At 46.7% G+C, this 23364-nt stretch carries 20 protein-coding genes; 11 read left to right on the top strand and 9 right to left on the bottom strand.

What is annotated here, in order from left to right; translation table 11 throughout:
• Position 1: 1 nt before the first annotated feature.
• On the top strand, positions 2-793 hold the full coding sequence (locus A3IK_RS0102510) for a beta-keto acid cleavage family enzyme (RefSeq protein ID WP_020558390.1): 792 nt from the start codon (positions 2-4) through the stop codon (positions 791-793).
• An 89-nt stretch (positions 794-882) separates the two neighbouring features.
• Here the strand turns inward: A3IK_RS0102510 and A3IK_RS18260 are convergent, their stop codons facing one another.
• The 4 genes from A3IK_RS18260 to recG all read right to left on the bottom strand — a co-directional run bounded on the left by A3IK_RS18260 (position 883) and on the right by recG (position 7364).
• The gene (locus tag A3IK_RS18260) at positions 883-1341 is read right to left on the bottom strand and encodes a universal stress protein (RefSeq protein ID WP_020558389.1); all 459 of its coding nucleotides are present in this window, start codon (positions 1339-1341) and stop codon (positions 883-885) included.
• The gene (locus tag A3IK_RS0102500) at positions 1334-3964 is read right to left on the bottom strand and encodes a TRAP transporter permease (RefSeq protein WP_020558388.1); all 2631 of its coding nucleotides are present in this window, start codon (positions 3962-3964) and stop codon (positions 1334-1336) included. Before A3IK_RS0102500 ends, A3IK_RS18260 begins: the two co-directional genes overlap by 8 nt.
• Positions 3965-4068: 104 nt before the next feature.
• Entirely contained in the window at positions 4069-5025 is a 957-nt protein-coding gene (locus tag A3IK_RS0102495; RefSeq protein WP_020558387.1) for a TAXI family TRAP transporter solute-binding subunit, read from the bottom strand.
• Between the two features lie 233 nt (positions 5026-5258).
• Positions 5259-7364 carry an ATP-dependent DNA helicase RecG gene (recG, locus tag A3IK_RS0102490; RefSeq protein WP_020558386.1) on the bottom strand — a complete coding sequence of 702 codons (2106 nt, stop codon included), beginning with the start codon at positions 7362-7364 and terminating at the stop codon, positions 5259-5261.
• Between the two features lie 181 nt (positions 7365-7545).
• On the opposite strand from recG, the gene A3IK_RS0102485 reads away from it, so the two are divergent.
• From A3IK_RS0102485 to A3IK_RS0102470, 4 genes are all read left to right on the top strand, one after another.
• Positions 7546-7875, top strand: a complete 330-nt coding sequence (locus tag A3IK_RS0102485; RefSeq protein ID WP_020558385.1) for a hypothetical protein — start codon at positions 7546-7548, stop codon at positions 7873-7875.
• A gap of 18 nt (positions 7876-7893) precedes the next feature.
• On the top strand, positions 7894-10056 hold the full coding sequence (locus A3IK_RS20045; RefSeq protein ID WP_020558384.1) for a tetratricopeptide repeat protein: 2163 nt from the start codon (positions 7894-7896) through the stop codon (positions 10054-10056).
• Between the two features lie 156 nt (positions 10057-10212).
• Positions 10213-11328, top strand: coding sequence for an extracellular catalytic domain type 1 short-chain-length polyhydroxyalkanoate depolymerase (locus A3IK_RS0102475; RefSeq protein ID WP_020558383.1), 1116 nt, complete (start codon positions 10213-10215; stop codon positions 11326-11328).
• Between the two features lie 49 nt (positions 11329-11377).
• Complete coding sequence (locus A3IK_RS0102470) at positions 11378-11740, top strand: YkgJ family cysteine cluster protein (RefSeq protein ID WP_020558382.1); 363 nt, start codon at positions 11378-11380, stop codon at positions 11738-11740.
• 58 nt (positions 11741-11798) lie between these two features.
• Here the strand turns inward: A3IK_RS0102470 and pepN are convergent, their stop codons facing one another.
• From pepN to radC, 5 genes are all read right to left on the bottom strand, one after another.
• The gene (gene pepN / locus A3IK_RS0102465) at positions 11799-14438 is read right to left on the bottom strand and encodes an aminopeptidase N (protein ID WP_020558381.1); all 2640 of its coding nucleotides are present in this window, start codon (positions 14436-14438) and stop codon (positions 11799-11801) included.
• Entirely contained in the window at positions 14428-15294 is an 867-nt protein-coding gene (locus A3IK_RS0102460; RefSeq protein ID WP_026220778.1) for a DUF4743 domain-containing protein, read from the bottom strand. The genes pepN and A3IK_RS0102460 overlap by 11 nt, the downstream gene beginning before the upstream one ends.
• A gap of 157 nt (positions 15295-15451) precedes the next feature.
• A complete protein-coding gene (locus tag A3IK_RS21250; RefSeq protein WP_162596607.1) occupies positions 15452-15826 on the bottom strand; it encodes a hypothetical protein in 375 nt (124 codons plus the stop codon).
• 118 nt (positions 15827-15944) lie between these two features.
• Entirely contained in the window at positions 15945-19403 is a 3459-nt protein-coding gene (locus tag A3IK_RS0102455; protein WP_020558379.1) for an acyl-[ACP]--phospholipid O-acyltransferase, read from the bottom strand.
• A gap of 128 nt (positions 19404-19531) precedes the next feature.
• Positions 19532-20203: a RadC family protein gene (radC, locus tag A3IK_RS0102450; RefSeq protein ID WP_020558378.1), complete on the bottom strand. Its 672-nt coding sequence runs from the start codon at positions 20201-20203 to the stop codon at positions 19532-19534.
• A gap of 38 nt (positions 20204-20241) precedes the next feature.
• Between radC and coaBC the strand changes: the two genes are divergently transcribed.
• The 6 genes from coaBC to A3IK_RS18250 all read left to right on the top strand — a co-directional run.
• Positions 20242-21459: a bifunctional phosphopantothenoylcysteine decarboxylase/phosphopantothenate--cysteine ligase CoaBC gene (coaBC, locus tag A3IK_RS0102445; protein ID WP_020558377.1), complete on the top strand. Its 1218-nt coding sequence runs from the start codon at positions 20242-20244 to the stop codon at positions 21457-21459.
• Positions 21449-21907 (top strand): dUTP diphosphatase, encoded by a 459-nt coding sequence (dut, locus tag A3IK_RS0102440; RefSeq protein ID WP_020558376.1) that lies wholly within the window; start codon positions 21449-21451, stop codon positions 21905-21907. The genes coaBC and dut overlap by 11 nt, the downstream gene beginning before the upstream one ends.
• 242 nt (positions 21908-22149) lie before the next feature.
• Entirely contained in the window at positions 22150-22593 is a 444-nt protein-coding gene (locus A3IK_RS0102435; protein WP_020558375.1) for a hypothetical protein, read from the top strand.
• A 10-nt stretch (positions 22594-22603) separates the two neighbouring features.
• On the top strand, positions 22604-22849 hold the full coding sequence (locus tag A3IK_RS0102430; RefSeq protein ID WP_020558374.1) for a hypothetical protein: 246 nt from the start codon (positions 22604-22606) through the stop codon (positions 22847-22849).
• A 2-nt stretch (positions 22850-22851) separates the two neighbouring features.
• The gene (locus A3IK_RS0102425; RefSeq protein WP_020558373.1) at positions 22852-23127 is read left to right on the top strand and encodes a hypothetical protein; all 276 of its coding nucleotides are present in this window, start codon (positions 22852-22854) and stop codon (positions 23125-23127) included.
• A 95-nt stretch (positions 23128-23222) separates the two neighbouring features.
• Positions 23223-23364, top strand: a 142-nt coding sequence (locus A3IK_RS18250; RefSeq protein ID WP_245539450.1) for a transposase family protein, incomplete at its 3' end; no start/stop codon positions are given.

The raw sequence follows: 23364 nt of genomic DNA, 5'->3' as shown, positions 1-23364 counted from the left end.
TATGCTTGTGTTACCCAACATTATGGTAGCACCCAATGGTGCCAGACGTACTAAAGCCGACCATCCTGAATTACCCATGACCATTCCTGAAATAGTGGCCTGTGCTAAGGCTTGTTATCAGGCCGGGGCGGGAGGCATACACGCTCATGTGCGTGATGCTCAAGGTCGGCATGTATTAGATGTGGGTCGCTATCAAGAACTACTCACTGAATTAACCGTGCAAGTGCCTGATTTAGTGGTACAGGTCACATCTGAAGCAGCGGGCATCTATCAAGCGGTGGAGCAACAAACGATTATGCGAGCCTTAGCACCTGCCTATATGTCGGTAGCATGGCGTGAGATGGTGCCTAATCAAGCACCGAATACCTTAAAGGCCGCGCGTGATTTTTATGCGTGGGCGGCGGATAATACGGTGACTATCCAGCATATTTTATACTCGGCGGATGATTTACTGGCTTGGTTACAGGCCATAGATATGCAGCTCATTCCGTGGCAAACGCAAACTCAAGTCTTATTTGTACTCGGACGCTATACACAAAATCAACAAAGTAGCCCGCAAGATTTAATACCCTTTTTACAACTCCTCGATCAACTGCAATTACGCTCTGAACTGCAATGGGCGGTTTGTGCGTTTGGGGTGAGTGAAACTGAGTGTTTGTTAGCTGCTGCAAAACAAGGAGGTTGTATGCGGGTGGGATTTGAAAATAGCCTATGGCAGGCTGATGGTAGCTTAGCGGCTAATAATCAAGAGCGTGTAACCGCACTTAAACAAGCCTTGCAAGCATTAGAATAATAAGACTCTGATACCGAAAAACAGTACCAAGCACCATTACAGTGCTCGGTACTCAATGCCGCCTTAAGGCAGCTAAGGGCTAAAAAAGACTAGTTAGTAACAGCAGGTTCTGCAGCTTGTACAGCTCGCATCACCAATACCGAACAATGCGCCCGCTCAGCAACACGTTGAGCGACTGACCCCACTAAATGATTCACCGTGGCTTTCACTCGACTAGGGATGAGGATTAAATCCGCACCCCATGCTTCCGCTTCTGCCAAAATTTCCTCATGAGGACGCCCTACTCGTACTTTACGGCTAATACTCAGGTTAGCATCTAGCTTATCCTGAATCAGCGTACTGAGTGCTGCTTTAGCATCTACCATGGCTTTTTGGATCATATCGGCAGGGAAATAACTCGCCACAATCGGCATGCTATATCCGGGTAATACCGATACTAGCCGCAGCTCTGCCCCTAATATTTTGACAAGCGCCTGAGCTTCCAATAGAGAGGGACTAATCTGCTCTAAGTCTTGTAAATCAATAGGGAAAACGATTTTTTTATACATGTTTAGCCTCTCGGTCACGACGTCTGATTTGTAACCAACCAATAAAACCTAAGAGGGCAAGCGCTGGAAGATAGAACCAATATTTGCTAGGTTGATCATTCGGTTGCAGTACTTCGGTAATTCTAAAGCCCATTTCAATCTCTTGCTTTTGAGCTGCAGAACCCCAAGTCACTGTATCGACTTCTAACGATTTGTCCTCTTTCTCAACGAGGTCTACACCACTAGCCGCTAAGCGATCTTTACCCGTTGCACCTTCACCAACTGGGAAATCAATGTAACGAATAAAGGGATCACCGACCGTATCTTTACCCTCTATCTTAAGACGTATAGCTTGCCCTGGATTAACCTGCTCGGCAACTTTATACACCTCACTAGCTGATAACTCATTATACGGAGGCGAGACACGATCCATCCAAAAGCCCGGACGGAATAAGGTAAAGGCAATTAATATCAGAGCGACCGATTCCCATAGTCGACTACGCGCTAACCACCAACCTTGTGTGCCTGCGGTAAAGAGCAAGATCGCCGCCGTCGCTACGACAAAGATCGCAATCCCACTAAACCAGTTAATATGGTCACCCCACAGGATAATATCCGTATTGAAAATGAAGAGGAAAGGCAATATAGCAGTACGAATACTGTATACAAACGCCACCACTCCCGTTTTCATCGGATCACCTTGTGAAATACCTGCAGCAGCAAAGGACGCTAAACCAACCGGAGGAGTCACATCCGCCATAATACCAAAGTAGAATACGAATAGATGAACCGCAATCAGAGGCACAATTAAGCCATTGGCTTGACCTAGTTCTACCACAACATCCGCTAAGAGCGCAGAGACTACAATGTAGTTAGCAGTGGTAGGTAAACCCATCCCTAGAATTAAGCTTAAAATCGCGGTCAGAATTAAGATGCCGAGAATATGCCCACCTGATAGGACTTCGACCACATCTGCTAGGGCAGCACCCACTTGAGTTTGATTCACAGCGCCTACGATAATGCCGGCGGTAGCCGTCGCAATCGCAATACCGATCATATTACGGCTGCCTGCAATCAGGCCGCTGATGAACTCATTCCAACCACGTTTGAACGCACCACTATCACGCTGACCGGATAATAAGGCACGTAGTGGATGTTGGGTAAGTAACACCACCATTAATGAAAGGGATGCCCAAAAGGCAGACAGTCCGGCTGACATAAACTCAACCATCAAGCACCAAATCAGAACCACCATCGGCAGAATATAATATAAACCCGCCCAGATGGTCGGTTTAGGCTCTGGTAAATCCACTACAGGCTTATTAGGATCATCCATGACTAAAGGTGGATACTTCAGTGACAGTTTCATCAGCACCACATAAGCAATAAATAACCCGGCTGCAACGACCCAACCAGAATAGCCACCCATAATCGGTTTTAGCCAGCCCAGACCGTAATACACGGCAAAACTTAAGATCCCAACCATGACAAAACCAGTGAGGAATCCAATGACGCGTTGTAATAACGGTGGTGGTGTCCAACTACGAGGTAAGCCCAGCAGATTGGCTTTCATAGCCTCTAAATGCACGATATAGACTAACGCGATATAAGAAATAGCAGCGGGAACAAAGGCATGCTTCACTACATCAAAGTAAGGCATATTCAGACGCTCAGCCATTAAGAACGCAGCCGCACCCATGACAGGGGGCATGATTTGTCCATTGACTGAGGAGGCGACTTCTACAGCTCCGGCTTTCTCAGGTGAGAAACCAACCCGGCGCATTAAGGGAATGGTGAAGGTTCCGGTCGTGACCACATTCGCGATAGAGGAGCCAGAAATGAGTCCGGTGAGAGCAGAGGAAACTACTGCTGCTTTAGCAGGACCACCGCGCATATGTCCCATATACGCAAAGGCTACTTTAATAAACCAGTTACCCGCACCCGCTTTTTCCAGTAAGGAGCCAAACAGTACGAAGAGAAACACAACCGACGCCGAAACCCCTAAAGCCACACCGAATACGCCTTCTGAGCTTATCCATTGTTGGTTCACGATTTCTTGCAGTGAAAAACCCTTATGGTCTAATAGATCAGGCATCCAAGGGCCTGCCACACAGTAAGCCAAAAAGATCATCGCAATAATCATTAAAGGTGGGCCTAAAGCGCGGCGAGTGGCTTCTAGTAGTACGGCTATCCCTATGACCCCGACTATAATATCAATGGTATTAGGTGCGCCAATGCGAATGGTTAAAGCTTTTTCAAAAGCAATAAGATAGAGTGTGCAGAGCACCCCTAGAATGGCAATAATCCAATCATAACGCGGCACATGATCACGGGGTGCGCGGCTATTGAATGGGTAGCATAAAAAGACCAGCATTAAGGCAAATGCTAAGTGGATGGCGCGTGACTTCCCAGAATTAAACACCATCCAAGAAAAATCCATTCCCGTCGCTTCCCGTAAGGAGAGCGGAATGGCAGACATTAAGGGGGAAGCAACCCATAGCTGAAATAAGACCCAGGCGATAGCAAGCCCACTAATAAGCAAGGCGACCTTGCCACTAGGGTTTCGAGCACCACTATCCGTTGCAGCTACGAGTTCTTCTAATTCCTCCGCCGTCATGGCTGAGTTTTTAGGAGTAGAACTCATTATTAATCCTTCGCTAGCATAAAGAAAAAGGGGGCGACTTGTCCCCCTTTCTTAACTAGCAAACTACATGCCAATAACAGCCGTAGTTGCTAGTGTTTTGGTAATTACATCCAACCTTTTTCTTTATAGTACTTTTCAGCACCAGGATGCAAAGGAGCACTGAGCATATTTTTGGTCATGTCAGCCTCTTTCAGATTGGCAAAGGCAGGGTGCAGTTTTTTGAATTTTTCAAAGTCATCAAACACGGCTTTGGTGAGTTGATAGACTTCATCATCACTCACTTTAGCTGAGGTGACGAGGGTCGCGCCCACACCGAAGGTTTCAGTATCAGCATCAGTACCTTTATACATTTTGCCCGGAATAGTGGCTTTGGTGTAATAGGTGTTATCCGCTACTAATTTATCAATTTCAGCACCAGTAACAGGGATGAGTTTGGTATCGCAAGAGGTGGTGGCTTCAGTGATAGAACCATTAGGGTGGCCTACCGTGAAGATAATTGCATCATACTGATTGTCACAGAGGGCTTGAGATTGCTCAGCAGATTTTAAATCACCGGCTAGACCTAGATCAGCCATTTTCCAGCCTTTCGCTTCCATGACACGTTCCATGGTTGAGCGTTGACCAGAACCGGCATTACCGATATTGACCCGTTTACCTTTTAGATCATCAAAGGTATTGATGTTGGCTTCGCTACGTGCCACAACGGTAAAAGGCTCAGGGTGTAAGGAGAAAACGGCGCGTAGATCCGCATCTGCACCGGCTGTTTCAAACTGGCCTTCACCTTTAGCCGCTTGGTATTGCACGTCTGATTGTGCGACCCCAAACTGAATTTGCCCAGCTTTTATAGAGTTAATATTATCGACTGATCCCCCAGTAGAAGGAGCTTTACACTCAATATTGTGTTTATCTTTACCTGCATTGATGAGCTTACATACTGCCAAACCCACTTGATAGTAAACACCCGTTTGGCCACCTGTTCCAATGGTAATAAAATTAGCTGACATTACCGGAGCAGTACTTAATGCACTGGCTAAAGCGGCAATCAAGGTTAGTTTTTTCATTAACAGTTCCTTTGGTTAGTGGTAGAAGTAGAGTCACAAAATAGTACGACCCTAAAGTAGTAAAGCCTAAATAGCAAAAGTCAAAGCGCTTTAGTGTCGACTACATTCTACCTCGCACTCTTGAAAAAAAACCAGTTATTAATTCAGCTTATTTTAAGTTTTTCTTGGGCGATACCTTAGTTTTCGTAGTGCTTTCAATAGCCTTTATTTCTTACCCCCCCTCGCATATTCAACTAGCTGTGGAAGAATTGAGCGGCACTGTCGCCATCCGCTTGTTGCAGCCAGCGACGGATTAACAGTGGGGTCAATTCGGGGTGTTTTGCCACTATCAAACGGGCGGCTTGTTGCACCTCCGCGAGCCAACGTTGATCACGAACTAGGTTCGCAATACGTAAGCGAGCCTCGCCGGTTTGCTTAGTGCCGAGTACCTCGCCAGGGCCGCGAATCTCTAGATCAATATCAGCAATTTTAAAACCATCTTGGCTTTGACGCAGAGCATCTAAACGCTTACGCGACGTCTTGCCTAAGGGAGCTTGATAGAGGAGCACGCAACTACTGGCTACACTTCCGCGCCCTACCCGCCCCCGTAATTGATGCAATTGCGATAAGCCTAAACGCTCGGCATTTTCAATAATCATCAAAGAGGCATTCGGTACATCCACCCCGACCTCAATCACCGTGGTTGCCACTAAAAGCTGTAGCTCATTCGCCTTAAAGGCCGCCATAATCTGCTCTTTTTCCGAGCCGTGTAGCTTGCCGTGAATCAGACCAATGGCAATATGCGGCAAACGCTCTTTCAGCATCTGCTCGGTTTTTTCCGCCGCCTCACATTGCAGCGCTTCCGATTCCTCAATCAAGGTACAGACCCAATACACTTGCCGTCCTTGTGAACAGGCTAGGGCAATACGGTCAATAATTTCCTCGCGCCGCTCATTACTAATGGCAACCGTGGTAATCGGTTGCCGTCCCGGAGGTAATTCATCAATTACGGAATAATCCAAATCCCCATAAGCGGTCATTGCTAGAGTGCGTGGTATAGGGGTCGCTGTCATCACCAACTGATGCGGGTAATGCTCGCCCTGTTTGCCCTTTTCACGTAGCTCAAAACGCTGATGCACCCCAAAACGGTGCTGCTCATCAATAATAATCAAGCCTAATTGCAAAAATTCCACCGTGCGCTGAAACAGTGCATGAGTGCCTATCGCTATCTGGCTAATACCGAGCAATAAATTCTCTACTTTACGCTTACGCTGGCGTGGGGTTTGTGAGCCGGAAATAAATTCGACCTCTAAACCCAACGGACTAAACCATTGGCTAAAGTTTTGGTAATGCTGCTCGGCGAGTAATTCGGTGGGAGCCATGAGAGCCACTTGATAGCCATTCGCGATAGCTTGTAAGGCTGCCGCCACTGCAACTAGCGTTTTACCAGAGCCGACATCGCCCTGCACTAAGCGATTCATGGGGCTGGTCGCACGCAAATCTTGCTCAATTTCACCCATCACGCGTTGCTGTGCGCCGGTAGGTTTAAACGGGAGTAGCGTGAGGAGTTGTTTAAAATAAGTATTCGGTGCCAGCATTTGTGGGGCTAATACTTGTTTTACTTTATGGCGGGCTTGTTGGACCCCTAATTGATGCGCGAGTAATTCCTCGAAAATCAGCCGCTGTTGTAGGGGATGCTTACCCTCTAATAAGGTGCGGGTGGCTAAGGTCGGTGGTGGATTATGTAACACCTGTAGGCAATCGGCTAAGGGGGGGAATTGATAGCGTTGTACCAGTGCGGGTGGTAATAGTTCTGGTAAATTTTGCGCTTGCTCTAGGGCGAGTTCAATCAAACGTCTGAGGGTGCGCTGTTGTAGTCCTTCGGTGCTGGGGTAGACGGGTGTTAAGGCGTCTGAGATGGGAGCCGGATCATTATTTTGTACAATGCGGTATTCTGGGTGCGCCATTTCTAAATGATTACCGGCTTGGCGTACTTCACCAAAACAACGCACCCATGCCCCGCGTGCTAGTCCACGCTGCTGGGAGGCATTAAAATGAAAAAAGCGTAAAATGAGCTGCCCAGAGCCATCACTGATTTTGCATACCATCATGCGGCGGTTGCGCATAATGACATCGGTTTGCTCGACCTCGCCTTCGACTAATACTTCTTGCCCGGCGCGTAAATTACCTAATGCATAGATTTGGGTGCGATCTTGATAGCGCATGGGTAAATGAAATAAGAGATCACCGACGGTCACGAGTCCTAGCTTGGCTAATTTTTCCCGTACTACTTCGGTAACCCCTTTTAGGTCAGTTACAGGTATTTCTAAAGCCGACGGAGAATGAGGTGTACTAGTCATGAATGTATTTATATAGGGATACCGCAGGGTACTTTATCATCTGAGGGGGTGGTTTGATAGACAGTGCCTTTAGTGATTTCCCTTATCGGTTCTCTTAAAACAAGGCTGTAGTAGTTGGGTTGCGGTATAGAGATATTGTCCTTATACTTATCAATGCTGTTTAACCCCTTTGGAGCATCGTATGGCTGCTGATCTTATTGCATGGCTTTATAACACTATTTCTGCGGGTGTCGTGGGGGGTGTTGCTGCTAATGCTACTTATGAGGCTATTAAATTCTATCTAGGCAAATCCTTTGGTAAATTAGAAAACTCAGTGAGGGAGGATAATAGGGCTAAGTTTAACGACTTAATCGAATTGGCTTTAGAGCAAAATGAAAAGCTACAGCAGCAACTAGAAGAGCTGAAAAGTGGCAAGCCCGCGAATCATCAATCCATTACCGGCAGTATCAGCACCGGAAATATAACCAGTACGAATGGTAGTGTTCACGTAGGTCACTCGATAAATAAATAAGCTATAGGAGTAGGGGCTATGGAGGGGCTGAGTAGTTTGACGGCGACGGCTGAGGGCAATATTCAAACAGGTAATATTGACGCCGATGGCAATGTAGATATTGGTCACAAAACCATTATCAATGTCTATCACTCCGCTGACTGGCAGAAGCTCAAGCAAGCCGAAGAAAAGCTACGCGCTAAAGTTGCTAAGTATCCTGATGACCCCGATTTTTATGAAGAACTACAGGAACTCCTACAACAACAAGAAAGCTTTAAAGCCGGTGTGATTAAGTTAGCTCAGGATTTTCAGCGTATTCCATTGAATACTGAGCGTTTACGGTTGGCTAAAGCTGCATTTGAGACCGGAGACTATGCTAAAGCACGGGCGATTTTAGACACGGAGGCGATGGTATCGGAGCAAGATAAGCTTATTGAGCGTAAAGAGCAGCTTGCAGAAGAACAATCCGAGGTTCAGTCCCACCTAGATGATAAAGCGAGCGAGTTTATGCTACTCGCTGACCTCACTAAAATTAATTTTGCATTAGGCGAGGAGCGGATACCCAAGACCTGTGAAGCGTTTGAAAAGGCATTACGATCTGGGCGCACACCGGAGCGGTTATTTAAATATGCTTATTTTTTACAACAAGAAAACCAATTTCAAGCAGCCGAATTACACTATCGAGAGGTATTAGGGCTTGAACGGACGCTTTCAGAGCGCGAGCCACAGGTCTATCAACCCGCTCTGGCGACTACCCTCAATAATCTCGCCCATTTAGTGAGTGGGGATCCCACCCGCCGTGTTGAGACAGAAACGCTTTATCAAGAGGCACTTGAGCTGCGGCACAAGCTTGCTGCGACGCAACCGCAGGTCTATCAACCCGATCTGGCTCAGACCCTCAATAATCTCGCCCATTTAGTGAGTAAGGATCCCACCCGCCGCGTTGAGGCTGAAGGGCTTTATCAAGAGGCACTTGAGCTGCGACGCAAGCTTGCTGTGATGCAACCACAGGTCTATCAACCCGACCTGGCGGATAGCCTCAATAATCTCGCCAATTTAGTGAGTGAGGATCCCGTCCGCCGTGTTGAGGCTGAAACGCTTTATCAAGAGGCACTTGAGCTGCAGCGCAAGCTTGCTGCGACGCAACCGCAGGTCTATCAACCCGCTCTGGCGGATAGCCTCAATAATCTCGCCAGTTTAGTGGGTGGGGATCCCACCCGATGGAGTGAGGCAGAAACGCTTTATCAAGAGGCTCTTGAGCTGCGTCGCAAGCTTGCTGCGACGCAACCGCAGGTCTATCAACCCGCTCTGGCGGATAGCCTCAATAATCTCGCCAGTTTAGTGGGTGGGGATCCCACCCGATGGAGTGAGGCAGAAACGCTTTATCAAGAGGCTCTTGAGCTGCGTCGCAAGCTTGCTGCGACGCAACCGCAGGTCTATCAACCCGCTCTGGCGGATAGCCTCAATAATCTCGCCAATTTAGTGAGTCATGATCCCACCCGCCGTGTTGAGGCAGAAAGGCTTTATCAAGAAGCTCTTGAGCTGCGTCGCAAGCTTGCTGCGACGCAACCGCAGGTCTATCACCCCGATCTGGCTCTGACCCTCACTAATCTCGCCAATTTAGTGAGTAAGGATCCCACCCGCCGTGTTGAGGCTGAAAGGCTTTATCAAGAAGCTCTTGATCTGCGTCGCAAGCTTGCTGCTACACAACCCCAAGTCTATCACCCCGCTCTGGCTCAGACCCTCACTAATCTCGCCCGTTTAGTGAGTCAGGATCCCCCCCGCCGTGTTGAGGCAGAAACGCTTTATCGTGAGGCTCTCAACCTGCAGCGTAAGCTTGCTGCGACGCAACCGCAGGTCTATCACCCCGATCTGGCTCTGACCCTCACTAATCTCGCCCTTTTAGTGAGTAAGAATCCCACCCGCCGCGATGAGGCTGAAGGGCTTTATCGTGAAGCTATTAGTCTTAGAGAGCAGCTAGTTACCCACTCCCCTCAGTACTTATTTGGCTTGGGTACGAGTTACCTAGGCTTAGGTTACAGTTTGCTCGAATGGGGGCAACCACAAGAGGCTAAACTCTATTTAGACAAGGCGCTCGCTATCTTTGACCCACTACATCAACAACATCCGACGATATTTGGAGATCAATATAAGCTCATACTGAAGCTGTTAGCTGATTGTTCCCAACCACATCACACTTGAAACTACATCATAAATAGCCCCACTCCGTGTCGCAAACTCTTTCCAAGCACAGAATCTGTACACTTTTTTACCCCCTAAACTACAATACTAATTGACGCAGCGCACAAAAAGACTAGCCTAAACATTTTAGAACCGTATTACCTTAGGATTCACCACATGAAATCACCACTCCTAGCCTCCATGCAAGAAACCATCAAGCTAGTGAAAGCGGGTCAATGGGGAGAAGCTACTCAGAGCCTTCAACGTGCTTTAGGCACTAAAACAACTGCTAGGAGCCAAACAGAACAGAGCGCGACACCCGACGAGACGCCACCTAGCGAATCCCCCTCGAACCTAGGTGCTCTTGGCTCCTTATTTAAAGCCTTTCAAGACTCGTTTAAACCCGTACCGCCCCCCCCCATCCCCTCCCAAGCCCAATTTATTACTAAAACCTTTAGCAATGAATACGGCAGTCGAGACTATAAACTCTATATTCCTAGCAGCTATAAAACCAAAGCACTCCCGCTCGTGGTCATGCTGCACGGCTGCACCCAATCGAGTGATGACTTTGCTAATGGCACCCAAATGAATGCCCTAGCCGAACAATATCAACTCCTGATTGCCTATCCCGAACAAAGTGCTCAGGCCAATGTCCAGCGCTGTTGGAATTGGTTTAAGCCCCAAGATCAAACCCATAATCAAGGCGAGCCCTCCCTGATTGCGGGGATTACGCAAGCCATTATGGCGGACTATCGAGTGGATAAAAAACGCGTCTATATTGCCGGCATTTCCGCCGGAGGTGCGATGTCTGCGATTATGGCGGCCTTATACCCTGATCTTTATAGCGCTGTCGGTATTCACTCTGGCCTAGCCTTTGGCAGCGCACAGAGCTTTTCCTCGGCTTTAATGGCAATGAATCTAGGCATTAAACCCATTCACCAACCGAGCCACTTTGTCCCGCTGATTATTTTTCAGGGCGATCAAGATAAAACGGTTGCGGCGCGAAATGCGGATATTTTATTCGAGCAGGCCAAAACCTTATATCAACAGCAACATGAAAATGCGTCCTTTAAACTCTGCACGCAGGAGCACTCTCCGACGGATAGCCACCCCTATACCTGCACCATTATTGAAAATAGCCAAGGGATTCATGAGATTGAATATTGGAAAATTCACGGTGCTGGACATGCGTGGTCTGGGGGGGATAGTAGCGGCTCCTACACCGATCCTAAAGGTCCTGATGCCTCGCAAGAAATAGTGCGTTTTTTCTTGCGTCATGCTCTTGCTAAATAGCAACGGAATAGCATAATCCACCTCGCGTTTTTTAGCGTGAGGCATTATCGTGGCGTCCAATCCTTGTCTAGCTTGTGGGGCTTGCTGTGCGAGTTTTCGGGTATCATTTTATTGGGGCGAAACTACGGCTAGCCCGTTTGGCACTGTACCAGCAGAACTGACAGAGCCTATTACTATCACTCGCGTTGCGATGCGGGGAACCAACCAAAATCACCCCCATTGTATTGCTTTGCAGGGCGTGGTGGGTCAAACAACGCAATGCGGTATCTATGAGCAACGCGCCTCCACCTGCCGCGAATTCACCGCCTCGTGGGAAGACGGCAAACCAAATGAAAGCTGTGATAAAGCACGCACAAAATATGGCTTGCCGCCCTTACCGTGTCCCGCTGATTTTTTGATTGCCGCTATCTAGAGAATACTATACAACCTAATAAAAAAGGGCAGAGTCTACCCTGCCCTTTCTAACCGCTTTATACCAAGCTCTTGGTCACAATCTCGCTCACATCGCTGGATAGATTCGGAGTATTTTGAATTCGCTCCAATTGTGCCCTCATCAACCCTGAACGCACTGGCTCATAATGCCGCCAATTCATCAGTGGGCGAACCATCCGTGAGGCAATCTGTGGATTAAAGGTATTGAGTTCTAATACCCGTCTGGTTAAGAACTCATACCCCGTCCCATCAAAGGCATGGAAATGCAGCGGATTACGCATCGCAAAAGCGCCAATTAATGCGCGTACTTTATTCGGATTGCGAATATCAAATTTCTCGTGATTGAGTAAGGCTTCAACCCGTTTTAAGGTATCCGGCAAGGAAGACGTTGCTTGCAGCGCAAACCATTTATCGAGCACCAAATTATTCTGCTTCCAACGCGCATAGAAATCCTCGATAGCCAGCTCGCGCTCCTCGCCCTCAATATGATTCAAAACGCTTAATGCGGCTAAGGTATCGGTCATATTATTGGCATGACGATATTGCTCGTCGACTAGCGCCACAATACCCTCATCTTGAATCCGTCCTAAATAGCTCAGGGCGATATTTTTTAAACTCCGCCGCCCCACGCTTTGACTATCAATCTCATAGGACGTCAACGTATTACGTTCGCTATACACCTGCTCTAAATCAAGACGTAACGCCTTGGCTAAATGCGTGAGCACAAACTCGCGCACCTCATGAATCGCTTGCGGGTCACTCGGACGAACAGCCTCGGCAATATCGGTCTCAGAGGGTAGCGCTAAGGCTTCGGCTTTAAACGCATCATCAAGAGCCGGATCAATGAGTAAGGTTTGGAAAGCATGCACCATATAGTGCTCTAAGCCAAAGGGTAAACCGTGATGCTTAGCCTCTAATAGCTCCTTAAAGGTTTGCATGGCTAAGCGTTGCCCCGCATCCCAGCGATTAAAGGCATCGCTATCATGCTGCATTAAAAACGCTAGCTCTTCGCCACTATAGGGGTAAGATAATTTCACTGGAGCAGAGAAATTACGCAGCAATGAGGGCAACGGTTTTTCCGCAATATTCACAAAGGTAAATGACTGCTCAGCCTCCGTAAAACGCAATACCCGTGTTGTTCCTACCGCCTTGTCTTCGCCTACTAATTGCAAAGGTAAATCACGACCTTGGCTATCTAATAAGCCTATTTCTAATGGAATGAGATAGGGTTGTTTATGCTCTGTTTCTGGCGTAGGTGGGCAGGATTGTTTAAAGGTTAAGGTGCAGGTTTTCGCCTTTGGATCATAATCCATGCTGGCCTCAATCACCGGCGTACCGGCTTGATCGTACCAGCGTTGGAACTGGCTTAAATCCACATCATTCGCATCCGCCATCGCTGCCAGAAAATCTTCTGTGGTCACGGCTTGACCATCATGGCGTTTAAAGTATAAATCCATGCCCTTACGGAAACCCTCACGCCCTAACAGGGTGAGATACATCCGTACTACTTCCGCACCTTTTTCATACACAGTCATAGTGTAGAAGTTATTGATTTCCATATAGGACGCCGGGCGAATCGGATGCGCCATAGGACTAGCATCTTCGGTAAATTGGAAAGTGCGTAAACCGCGCACATCCTCAATACGCTTCACCGGACGCGAATGTAAATCAGCGGTAAATTCCTGATCCCTAAAAACAGTTAAGCCCTCTTTTAAGGACAACTGAAACCAATCACGGCAAGTGACTCGATTACCTGTCCAATTATGGAAATACTCGTGTCCAATCACCGCTTCAATATCGAGATAATCCACATCGGTGGCGGTTTCAGGGCTGGCAAATACCAGTTTAGAGTTAAAGACATTTAAGCCCTTATTCTCCATCGCCCCCATATTAAAATCATCCACTGCGACAATCATATAAATATCGAGATCATATTCCAGCCCAAAACGCTCCTCATCCCATTTCATAGCACGTTTTAATGAGGCCATCGCATGACCACATTTATCAATATTATGCGCTTCGGTATAAATATAAAGATCGACATTACGCCCAGAGCTAGTGGTAAAGGAATCTTTCACATGCTGCAAATTACCCGCTACCAGCGCGAATAAATAGGACGGTTTTCTAAAGGGGTCATGCCATACGGCAAAATGCCGCCCATTACCTAACTCACCTTGCTCAACTAAATTACCATTCGAGAGTAATACCGGGTATTTAGCTTGATCCGCTTCTAAGCGGGTGGTGAACACGGTCATGACATCGGGGCGATCTAAATAATAGGTAATTTTACGAAAGCCCTGCGCTTCGCATTGGGTACAGAAATTGCCACTCGACTGATATAGCCCCTCTAATGCTTTGTTATTTTTGGGGTCTATTTGAGTCACTATGGTTAGCTCAAATTGTGCTGGTAAATTTGAAATACTCAGCGTCTCCTCATCCACCGTGTATTGACTAGCCTCTAATAGCTGCCCATTGACACTCACGCTAATCAGTTTCAGTAATTCCCCATTTAATACTAAATCATTTTGCGTATTATTAGTGCGAGAATACTGAGCGGTAGCCGTGACTTGGGTGTTGTGCTCATGCAAATCAAAATGGAGATGAAATGCTTCAATAGCAAAATCGGGAGCTTGATATTCTTTTAAATAAATAGTTTTAGGAGCTTGTTCAGTGCGCATAAGGAGGAATCCTTGAGTTCAGGTTTTGGTGAATCTTGTCATAATCGGGGTGCTGGGCGTTGATATACCCCAAGCGTAGTAGGAGATCGATATTAACAAGATTACAGTTATCTTTGAAATCAGTGGTCTGGGCTGTGAGATCTGCCATTTGCTCTAAGGTCATGAGTTCAAACTGAGTCACTTCGCCATCCGTATTCACTGGCTGAAAATCTTCGGGTAGCCATAGGTCAAATACAAAGATAGTCGAGCGATCTAAACCGCGCTCACTTTGTTGCTGATAGTCAATATTACGCACATGCTGCGCCGTTTGCGCTAGCTCTGCCGGTATAGCGGCCTCCTCGGCGGCTTCTTTGAGCATATTCTGGCGGACACTAATCCCAACGGGTTGTCCCCCTGCCACCATTTGATCGAGCTTACCCGGCCAGAGTGGCTTAGTGAGGGTACGCGTCCCCACCCAGACTTTAATACCGTCTGCTGTTTTAACTAAGCCATTGACGTGCAAGCCAAAGTTTTTAATCCCTAAATAGCTCGTCGCAGCACGTTCGACCTCAAACTCGGCATGACTGCCAAAATTATGGGTAATGGGATAATTCTCACCTACCCAGCTATCGAGTATTTTGTCATTATAAAGCTGGCACATGACCTCCATCACAGCCTCCGTGCGCTCTTTATAGTGAACTAATTTATTATCTAACCACACATCATTATGGGTCACGCTAAAAACGTGTGGAAAACACGCCAGACACTCAGCGAAGCTCGGTAATACATAACCATAAGGCTGTCCCGCTACTTTAAAGGTAGGAAACTGCCCTAGCTTGGCATTATTACAGGCTGCAATACGATCTAAATAACTCATATCCCACCCCCCACTAAAACGCATAGTTTAACGCTAGAACCCCAAAAAATGGAGATATTTTAAGCAAATCGATAGGGTTTACCAGAAGATTAGGGCACACTTGAGATGTGCCCTAAGAATGATTATAACTGTTAATATTGTAATTTGATCGAATGCACTAATAACGTGGGTGCACAGGACGTTGCGGACGCACAGGGCGATGTGGACGCACAGGGCGATGTGGACGCTGTAGTCTTGGGCAAGGATTAAAGGTGCAATTACGCGCAGGGTTACGGATCACAAAACCACCCCTTGGACACATACGCACATCCCTAGCACAAGACCGTGGTGGCCATGCATAATTCGGTCTCCCGCGTGGTGGGCAAGCATTAAAATTACACCCAAGTCTAGGATTCCGACTCACATAACTACCATCATGGCACTGTTTCACATCCGCAGCACAAGTCGGCGGCCTCATTCTAGCTTGTGCGGGCACACTCATCATGCCCACTATTAGCGCCATTAGCGCCAGTAAAGTAAGCCACGTTTTCATTACAAGACACCTCTCTATGTTGAATAAATAGGCCTGCTCACCTAATAGCCCTATTACGAGCCATGCAGGGGTTAAAAAACGAGTGCTTTAATACCAACAGGGTTAGTTAAACCCATTCTCAATTATTTTGTGCTAATTCTACTGCTAATTGACGAGACGCCGCAAAATCCGTTTTACCACTCCCTAATTTAGGTATTTGCTCAACCGCATAGTAATTAGTGGGCAGCATCAGTGGATTTATCTGCTTTTCAAGTAACTTAGTACGAATCGTTTTAGCTTCATAACCTCCTGCTATTAATAAAACCACTTTTTCGCCTTTTTTATCATCGGGCAAATTAACAGCTACTATATCCATATCAGGATTTTCCATAGCCTGACGAATTTCCATTTCAATCGCCGTTAGACTAATCATTTCCCCGCCTAATTTAACAAACCGCGAATAACGATCGACAATTGTTAAAAAGCCATCCTTATCCACATGGCCTTTATCTCCAGTTTTATACCAACGACTACCCTCTAATTCAACAATAGTATGCGCCGTTAATGTTGGATTATTCAAGTAACCCTTCATCACTTGTGGCCCACTAATTAAAATTAAACCATCTTGCCCAATTGGTAAGATTTCTAAATTATCGGGGTCAACAATCCTAAAACAAGTCCCCGGCAAAGGTAGACCGACACTGCCCGGCCTATCTCCTTGCTGCACAAACCAATAACGGGTATCTAATTCATCCGGTATATTAACGGCGGCTACCGGCGATAACTCCGTAGCACCATAACCTTCTAAAATCGTTTTACCAAAGCGCTCATAGAAGGCACGTCGAATTTCAGGCGTTAATTTCTCGGCCCCTGCAACAATTAGACGTAACGATTGAAACATGAGGGGATGAATTTTATTATTCCGCGCATAAAGACGTAAGAAAGTCGCCGTACCTAATAATATCGTCGCCTCATAACGTGCCACTCCTTTTGCAATATTAAATCCATCGGTAGGATCAGGGTGACAAATTAATGGAATACCCTCCGCTAAAGGTAATAAGGTGGTGGCTAAAAAGCCAAAGGCGTGAAAAGTAGGTAAGGTGCCCATAATGACGTCATTATCGCGTGTATTGAGCATATCGGCAATCTGTCTTACATTAGCTACTAGATTTCGATGTGAGAGCATAATAGCTTTTGGTAAATTCTCACTCCCACTACTAAATAAAATCGCTGCCGTATTCTCTAAATCTACCCTTTTAATATAGCGCCACTGTAACCATTTAGTCGGTAAAAAAGTCACGGCTAAAAGCGTCATAATCATTTTACGCTTAGGAATACTCGCTTTAATATCTTCTAAATAAACCAGCTCTAAATCTGCAAAAATGTCAGCGACGTGAATATTGCGCTCTTTCAGTTTTTCCACAAATTTTTGCGAGGTAAAGATACGCTTCATGCCAGTTTCAGCGGCGGCATGCTGTAAGGCGGCAGTACTAGCGGTGAAATTCAAATTCACCACTACCTTACCTAAACTCAGCACTGCCATATTGGCAATGGCACTCCCGACACTAGTCGGTAGTAATAGCCCCACATTAGGCTCTGGATTCAGATGACCTATGGCTTTAGCAAAACGGAAAACGCCGGTCATAAAACGGTGATAACTAATTTGATCACCCAATATATCCGCTGCGGCTAATCCCATGCCGCGCCGTTTAGCAATACGCAACCAGCTCAAAGCAATCGGATCAAGGCCATGAGAATACTCCTGCCACGAACTCATCGAAAGCTCGAAGATTTGCTGCTTTAGAGTGGTCGCTGCCGTTGTTTTAGGTAACGGTTTACCAAAGGACACAATAATGTCCCGCTTAAAACCAGACTGGCGATTAGCTCTTAAAAATCCACTCGAACGTGAAAAGCGACTTCCCCATAAACCATGTAAATAAAAAGGCACAATGACCGCATCGGTAGACTCCAGCGCTTTTTCATAACCTTGTTTAAACTCGCCTAATTGTCCCGTGCGACTAATCGTCCCCTCTGGAAATAGGCAGACCACTTCACCTTCGCTTAAGAGTTGAGTGACTCTTTTAAGCGCCTCATTACTTGCCACCCCACGAATAGGGACAACCTTAAATAAATCTAACACCCATTTAATATACCAGCGCTCGTAATAACCGCGCTCTATGACAAAATGCAGGCGGCGCGGGCTAGCCATTTGCACTAAAGCCCAATCGATCCAGCTAATATGATTACCTAGTAATAATACCCCACCGCGTGCGGGTAGGTTTTCAAACCCTAATACTTTCAGGCGATACCGTGCTCTAAATAAGCGTTTAGCCACAAACTGCAATAACGATTCTGGCAAATGATAGATAGTATAAATAGCGCCTATTGCCGCGATAATAGTTAAACCACTAAATAACCATAAACTACTCACCCCTAATAAGCTCAGTAGTACGCTCGCCACTAAAAACCCTAACATCACTAGATTTTGAATAAGATTATTAGTAGCTAATACTCGCCCTAATTGATTATTCTCGGCATGGTATTGCATTAAAGCATTCAGTGGGACTAAAAATAGCCCTCCCATAATACCCAAAACCAGAAAATTAAGTGCCTGTAATACCGGAGTAGACCACCAAGTAATCAAGCCAATAGCAAAAAAGATCCCTACTGCACTCAACGGGACTAAACCCGTTTCAATAAATTGCTTAGATAGACTACCGGCTAGCTGTGACCCAATTAAAGCACCAATCCCGGCAAATACCATTAAGCCTTGAATAATAGCGGTATTATGAATATTTAAAGTGCTTTCTATATAGCTAGGGTAAACGGCTAAAATAACCTGAGCTAATGATAAGAATATTGCCACACCGATAATAGATAGCCAGATAACCGGTTGATTACGCACATAGTTAATATCCTTAATACTAGACTTTGCCGTAATATACTCCTGCCAAGAATAGTGACGCTCGGAGATTGCAGTGGGTGTTTTTGGCAACTGATAAGCAAGCCCTGCTTCTATTAAAGACAAACCTACTAATAACCAACCCAAAGGCACCATCACCTGTATAATATCGGCTTCAGTAGTAAAAACTATTGGCTTTAATAGCAGCTCAAACAGAATAGAAATAAGCACAATACTCACTAAAATAGCAATCATAGTGGTAGACTGCACAAAAGCATTACCCTGTGCTAATTGCTTCTCGCCTAATAGCTCTTTGATATAGCCATATTTAGCCGGAGAATAAAAAGCACTTTGTAAGGCTAATAAAAAAGTCATGGCAAAAGCAAACCAAAACCACCCTTGATAATAGCTCACTGTTATAAGCAACGTCAGTGCGACGGCTGCCCATGCGCTATAGCGCATAACCTGCACTTTAGGGTATTTATCTGCTAGAAAACCAGCGGGATTAAACGCTAAAATAAAAGGTAATAAAATAAGAGCATTAACCACTGCGGTCAAAATAACCTGCTCAGAACCCTCATAGATTTTGAACAGGGTATTTTGAATAATGATTTTATGACCTAAATCAACAAAGGCATTCAAAAAAGCCAGACTTAAAAACGCTAAAAAACCCGGAATACGGATTACTGATAACATGAAATGCTCTCCTCAACGGGCGGGGTAATCGTGCTAGACACCTTACAGAGTTCGCGGCTTAAACCCAATAGTTATAGGCGGTGGTAGCATGCCATAATGCTTGAGGGAGTGGATAGTGCGATTAATGCTTAAATTAAACCGCGTTCAGCCATAGAAATCACCTGCTCTCCCACCACAAAGTGGTCTAATACCCGCACCTCGATTAAACCGAGTGCTTCTTTTAGCTTTTGGGTAATACGCTCGTCTGCCGTACTTGGCTCTGCAATACCGGAGGGATGGTTATGGGCGAAAATGACGGCGGCCGCATTGTAGTGTAAGGCTCGTTTCACCACTTCGCGGGGATAGACATTCGCACTATCGATAGTGCCTTGAAATAGTTCATCAAACTGAATCACGCGATGACGGGTATCTAAAAATAAACAGCAAAAGACTTCATGGCGATAATCCCGTAAGCGTGCTTTGAGGTAAAAACGTACTGCATTAGGATCGGAGAGTGGTTCGCCACGCTCTAAACTTTCATAGAGATAGCGTTTAGACATTTCCAACACGGCTTGCAATTGCACATATTTTGCATCGCCCAAACCATGGGCTTGGCAAAAATGAGCCTGTGAGGCTTCAAATAACCCGCGCAAACTGCCAAAGGTTTGAATTAATTCACGTGCTAGATCCACTGCCGTCTTGCCTCGCACTCCAGTACGAAGGAAAATCGCCAGCAACTCAGCATCGGATAATGCCGACGCCCCCCGTTGGAGTAATTTTTCGCGGGGTCGTTCATCGATAGGCCAGTCAGTAATTGCCATGCTGTTTGTTTTCATTAGCTATTAACTCGGATTGAATTATGCCCACACTGGCGCAACAACATATTCTTTTAGGGATTAGCGGCGGCATTGCTGCTTATAAAGCGGCTGAGCTGACCCGTCTCTTGATTAAAGCAGGCGCTGAGGTCAGAGTCTGTATGACAGAGGGTGCAACCCACTTTGTAACCCCCCTGACCTTTCAAGCGTTATCTGGGCATCCCGTGCATACCACTTTACTAGACCCCGAAGCCGAGGCCGGTATGGGGCATATTGAATTAGCACGTTGGGCGGATCAGATTGTGATTGCTCCGGCGAGTGCCAATTGCATTGCGCGTTTAACACATGGTTTTGCAGATGATTTACTCACCACACTCTGTTTAGCGAGTAAGGCTCCACTCGCTATTGCCCCCGCAATGAATCAGCAAATGTGGGCCAATGCCGCGACTCAGGCCAATATTGCTACCTTACAGTCTCGCAAAGTCAAACTATTAGGCCCTGCGAGTGGTGAGCAAGCCTGTGGTGATATTGGGTTTGGGCGCATGTTAGAACCCGAACAGATCGTGCAACTACTCCAAGCCGATAGCGCTCCTTTACAACTGACGGGTGTTAAGGTCATTTTGACTGCAGGCCCTACCCGCGAAGCGATTGATCCAGTGCGCTTTATCTCTAATCGCAGCTCTGGAAAAATGGGCTATGCTCTGGCTGAAGCCGCTCAAGCTTTAGGTGCTGAGGTCACATTAATTTCAGGCCCTGTAGCCTTAACACCACCGCAAGGGGTGCAACACCTTAAAGTCGAATCCGCCCAGCAAATGCTAGAGGCCACCCTAGCCCATATGCCTGGACAGGATATTTTTATTGCGACCGCCGCCGTAGCCGACTACACCCCGGCTGAAGTCGCCGAGCAAAAAATTAAAAAGTCAGCCTCTGAATTAAGCCTTGAGCTAAAACGTACTCAAGACATTTTAGCGACCGTCACGAGCCAATTCCCAGCGCTATTTAGTGTGGGCTTTGCCGCTGAAACGCATGATTTAATGACCTATGCCCGCAGTAAATTAGAGCGTAAGCAGCTACAAATGGTAGCGGCTAATTCAGTCGCCGGTGGCAAAGTGTTTGATCAGGATACGAATGCACTAGAAGTGGTGTGGCGGGATGGTCAACACTCTTTCCCTGAAATGACCAAACAAGCCCTTGCCGTAGAACTCATGCAATTGATTGCCAAACGTTATCAGCATTATAAGGATACCCCCGATGCGCCCTAACCTTGAATATAAAATTTTAGACCCTCGTATTGGAGAAACTATTCCCCTCCCCGCCTACGCAACCGATGGCTCAGCAGGGATGGATTTACGCGCTTGTCTTGATCAGGCTTTAACCCTAAAACCAGGTGACACGGTGTTAATTCCGACTGGCTTGGCGATTCATATCGGTGATCCGAGTCTGGCGGCGGTAATTTTACCGCGCTCTGGTTTAGGGCATAAACACGGGATTGTGCTGGGCAATTTAGTCGGTCTTATTGATTCGGACTATCAAGGGCAACTGATGATTTCATGCTGGAATCGAGGACAAAGCGAATTCACCATTGAGGTAGGTGAGCGCATTGCGCAGTTAGTGATTGTTCCGGTGGTGCAGGTGGAATTAAAGGCGGTGACTGAGTTTACTCAAAGCGAACGCGGCGCGGGTGGGTTTGGTCATTCGGGACGGCATTAGAACTAAAACCCCCTCTCAATCTCCCCCTTGGCAGGGGAAGAGGCAAAACCGCCCCCTCAACTGCCAAGGGTAGAAGCAAACCGCCTCCTCAACTGCCAAGGGTAGAGACAAATCCGGCTCCCTCACCTGCCAAGGGGAGGGTTGGGGTGGGGTTATACAATCTATTAACCAAAATCCCCCCTATCTATTAAACTCTGATAAACTCTTCAGCATCCGCTTTTTAGTTTTATCAGGATACCCCTATGTCTGATACGCATGATGATGTTCCAGTGGTGAATGCTGGCACTATTCCAGTACGCCCGTCTAAATACCAAGAGAGTCTACAAGATAGCTTTGCCAAAGATGTGGCGAATCAAGCTGGACGCATGGAGGATTTAGCTAAGATTTTGATTAATCTGAATCTTGCCATTCCTGCCCTGTATGGTGCTGTGCTGAAACTAACCCAAGATGAGACTAGCACTATTTCAGGTGTATTGATTTTAATTGCCTTTACTAGTTGGCTAGTCGCATTGGGGCTAGCTTTTTTAGTGTTATTGCCGGTTAAAACCAAGGTAAACCCGAATAGTATACCTGCTCTCGAAACCTATTTTGCGACCCAAGCATTACGTAAACAAAAGCTGGTGATGAGTGCGAGCTTGACTACCTTTTTTGGTATTTGCTTAGTAATTTTTGGCTTGGTGTTATGAGGAGAGTGTTATGGCTGCTGTTAACAATACGGTGGTGGAGTGCCCACACTGTAAGAAAACCTTTGATTATCCTATTCCACAAGAGATACCGGCTCAGGGTGATGAGCTGATTAAATCCACGACCTGTCCCATTTGCGAAGGTAAGATCAAAGTACGCTTTGAAATTTCCCGCGAGGTTGAGGTGATGCGCGGTGGCTCAACCGACAAACGTGTCATTAAAGCCATGCCGCTGATTAAAGCCGAAAAGGGAGAATAACCATGCTTGCCTCGCCCTATGTGATGACCTTTGCACCTGATTTTTTAGCTAACAACCCACATTTGCCCCAACAAGCTAAAGTACTAGAGCTGGCCTATACCCGAAATGCAGTGGATAGTGAACGCTTGCAAGGTATGGGCGAGGTATTATGGCAAGCTTTAGATGCCGATACACAGACCACACTCAAGGCTCGCAAACAAGCAGCGGGCTTAAATCCCCTACCCTTGATTATTGAATCAGGGCAATCGCTTGAACCCTGCTATATAAATAGAGGATAAGTAAGGCTTTTACTCCGAGAGCCGTCAAGATGCCAAACACTCCTCCTATCCCCCCTACCCAATGCCCACCTCCTGCCAATGCCGTAAGCCGTCTGATGGAACATCTGGCAAGCCTACGCGATCCGCGCCAACTCGCCAAAGTGATCTATCCGCTGCCCGAGATCCTATTACTGGGTCTAGCGGCCACCTTGGCAGGGGCAGATGATGGGGTAGAAATGGTGCGCTGGGGTCGACTAC

It is taken from the genome of Thiofilum flexile DSM 14609 (genome assembly GCF_000380185.1).
Classification (GTDB): Bacteria; Pseudomonadota; Gammaproteobacteria; order Thiotrichales; family Thiotrichaceae; genus Thiofilum; species Thiofilum flexile.
The sequence above is the reverse complement of the archived record's forward strand: the minus strand, read 5'-3'. Positions and strand labels throughout refer to the sequence as shown.

Coding starts and splice junctions, on each gene's coding strand:
- A3IK_RS0102510 (WP_020558390.1), top strand. CDS start 2: ATGCTTGTGTTACCCAACATTATGGTAGCACCCAATGGTGCCAGACGT.
- A3IK_RS20045 (WP_020558384.1), top strand. CDS start 7,894: ATGGAGGGGCTGAGTAGTTTGACGGCGACGGCTGAGGGCAATATTCAA.
- A3IK_RS0102460 (WP_026220778.1), bottom strand. CDS start 15,294: ATGAGTTATTTAGATCGTATTGCAGCCTGTAATAATGCCAAGCTAGGG.
- A3IK_RS18260 (WP_020558389.1), bottom strand. CDS start 1,341: ATGTATAAAAAAATCGTTTTCCCTATTGATTTACAAGACTTAGAGCAG.
- A3IK_RS0102425 (WP_020558373.1), top strand. CDS start 22,852: ATGCTTGCCTCGCCCTATGTGATGACCTTTGCACCTGATTTTTTAGCT.
- A3IK_RS0102430 (WP_020558374.1), top strand. CDS start 22,604: ATGGCTGCTGTTAACAATACGGTGGTGGAGTGCCCACACTGTAAGAAA.
- A3IK_RS0102435 (WP_020558375.1), top strand. CDS start 22,150: ATGTCTGATACGCATGATGATGTTCCAGTGGTGAATGCTGGCACTATT.
- A3IK_RS0102500 (WP_020558388.1), bottom strand. CDS start 3,964: ATGAGTTCTACTCCTAAAAACTCAGCCATGACGGCGGAGGAATTAGAA.
- A3IK_RS0102485 (WP_020558385.1), top strand. CDS start 7,546: ATGGCTGCTGATCTTATTGCATGGCTTTATAACACTATTTCTGCGGGT.
- recG (WP_020558386.1), bottom strand. CDS start 7,364: ATGACTAGTACACCTCATTCTCCGTCGGCTTTAGAAATACCTGTAACT.
- A3IK_RS21250 (WP_162596607.1), bottom strand. CDS start 15,826: ATGAAAACGTGGCTTACTTTACTGGCGCTAATGGCGCTAATAGTGGGC.
- radC (WP_020558378.1), bottom strand. CDS start 20,203: ATGGCAATTACTGACTGGCCTATCGATGAACGACCCCGCGAAAAATTA.
- A3IK_RS0102455 (WP_020558379.1), bottom strand. CDS start 19,403: ATGTTATCAGTAATCCGTATTCCGGGTTTTTTAGCGTTTTTAAGTCTG.
- A3IK_RS0102475 (WP_020558383.1), top strand. CDS start 10,213: ATGAAATCACCACTCCTAGCCTCCATGCAAGAAACCATCAAGCTAGTG.
- dut (WP_020558376.1), top strand. CDS start 21,449: ATGCGCCCTAACCTTGAATATAAAATTTTAGACCCTCGTATTGGAGAA.
- pepN (WP_020558381.1), bottom strand. CDS start 14,438: ATGCGCACTGAACAAGCTCCTAAAACTATTTATTTAAAAGAATATCAA.
- coaBC (WP_020558377.1), top strand. CDS start 20,242: ATGCCCACACTGGCGCAACAACATATTCTTTTAGGGATTAGCGGCGGC.
- A3IK_RS0102495 (WP_020558387.1), bottom strand. CDS start 5,025: ATGAAAAAACTAACCTTGATTGCCGCTTTAGCCAGTGCATTAAGTACT.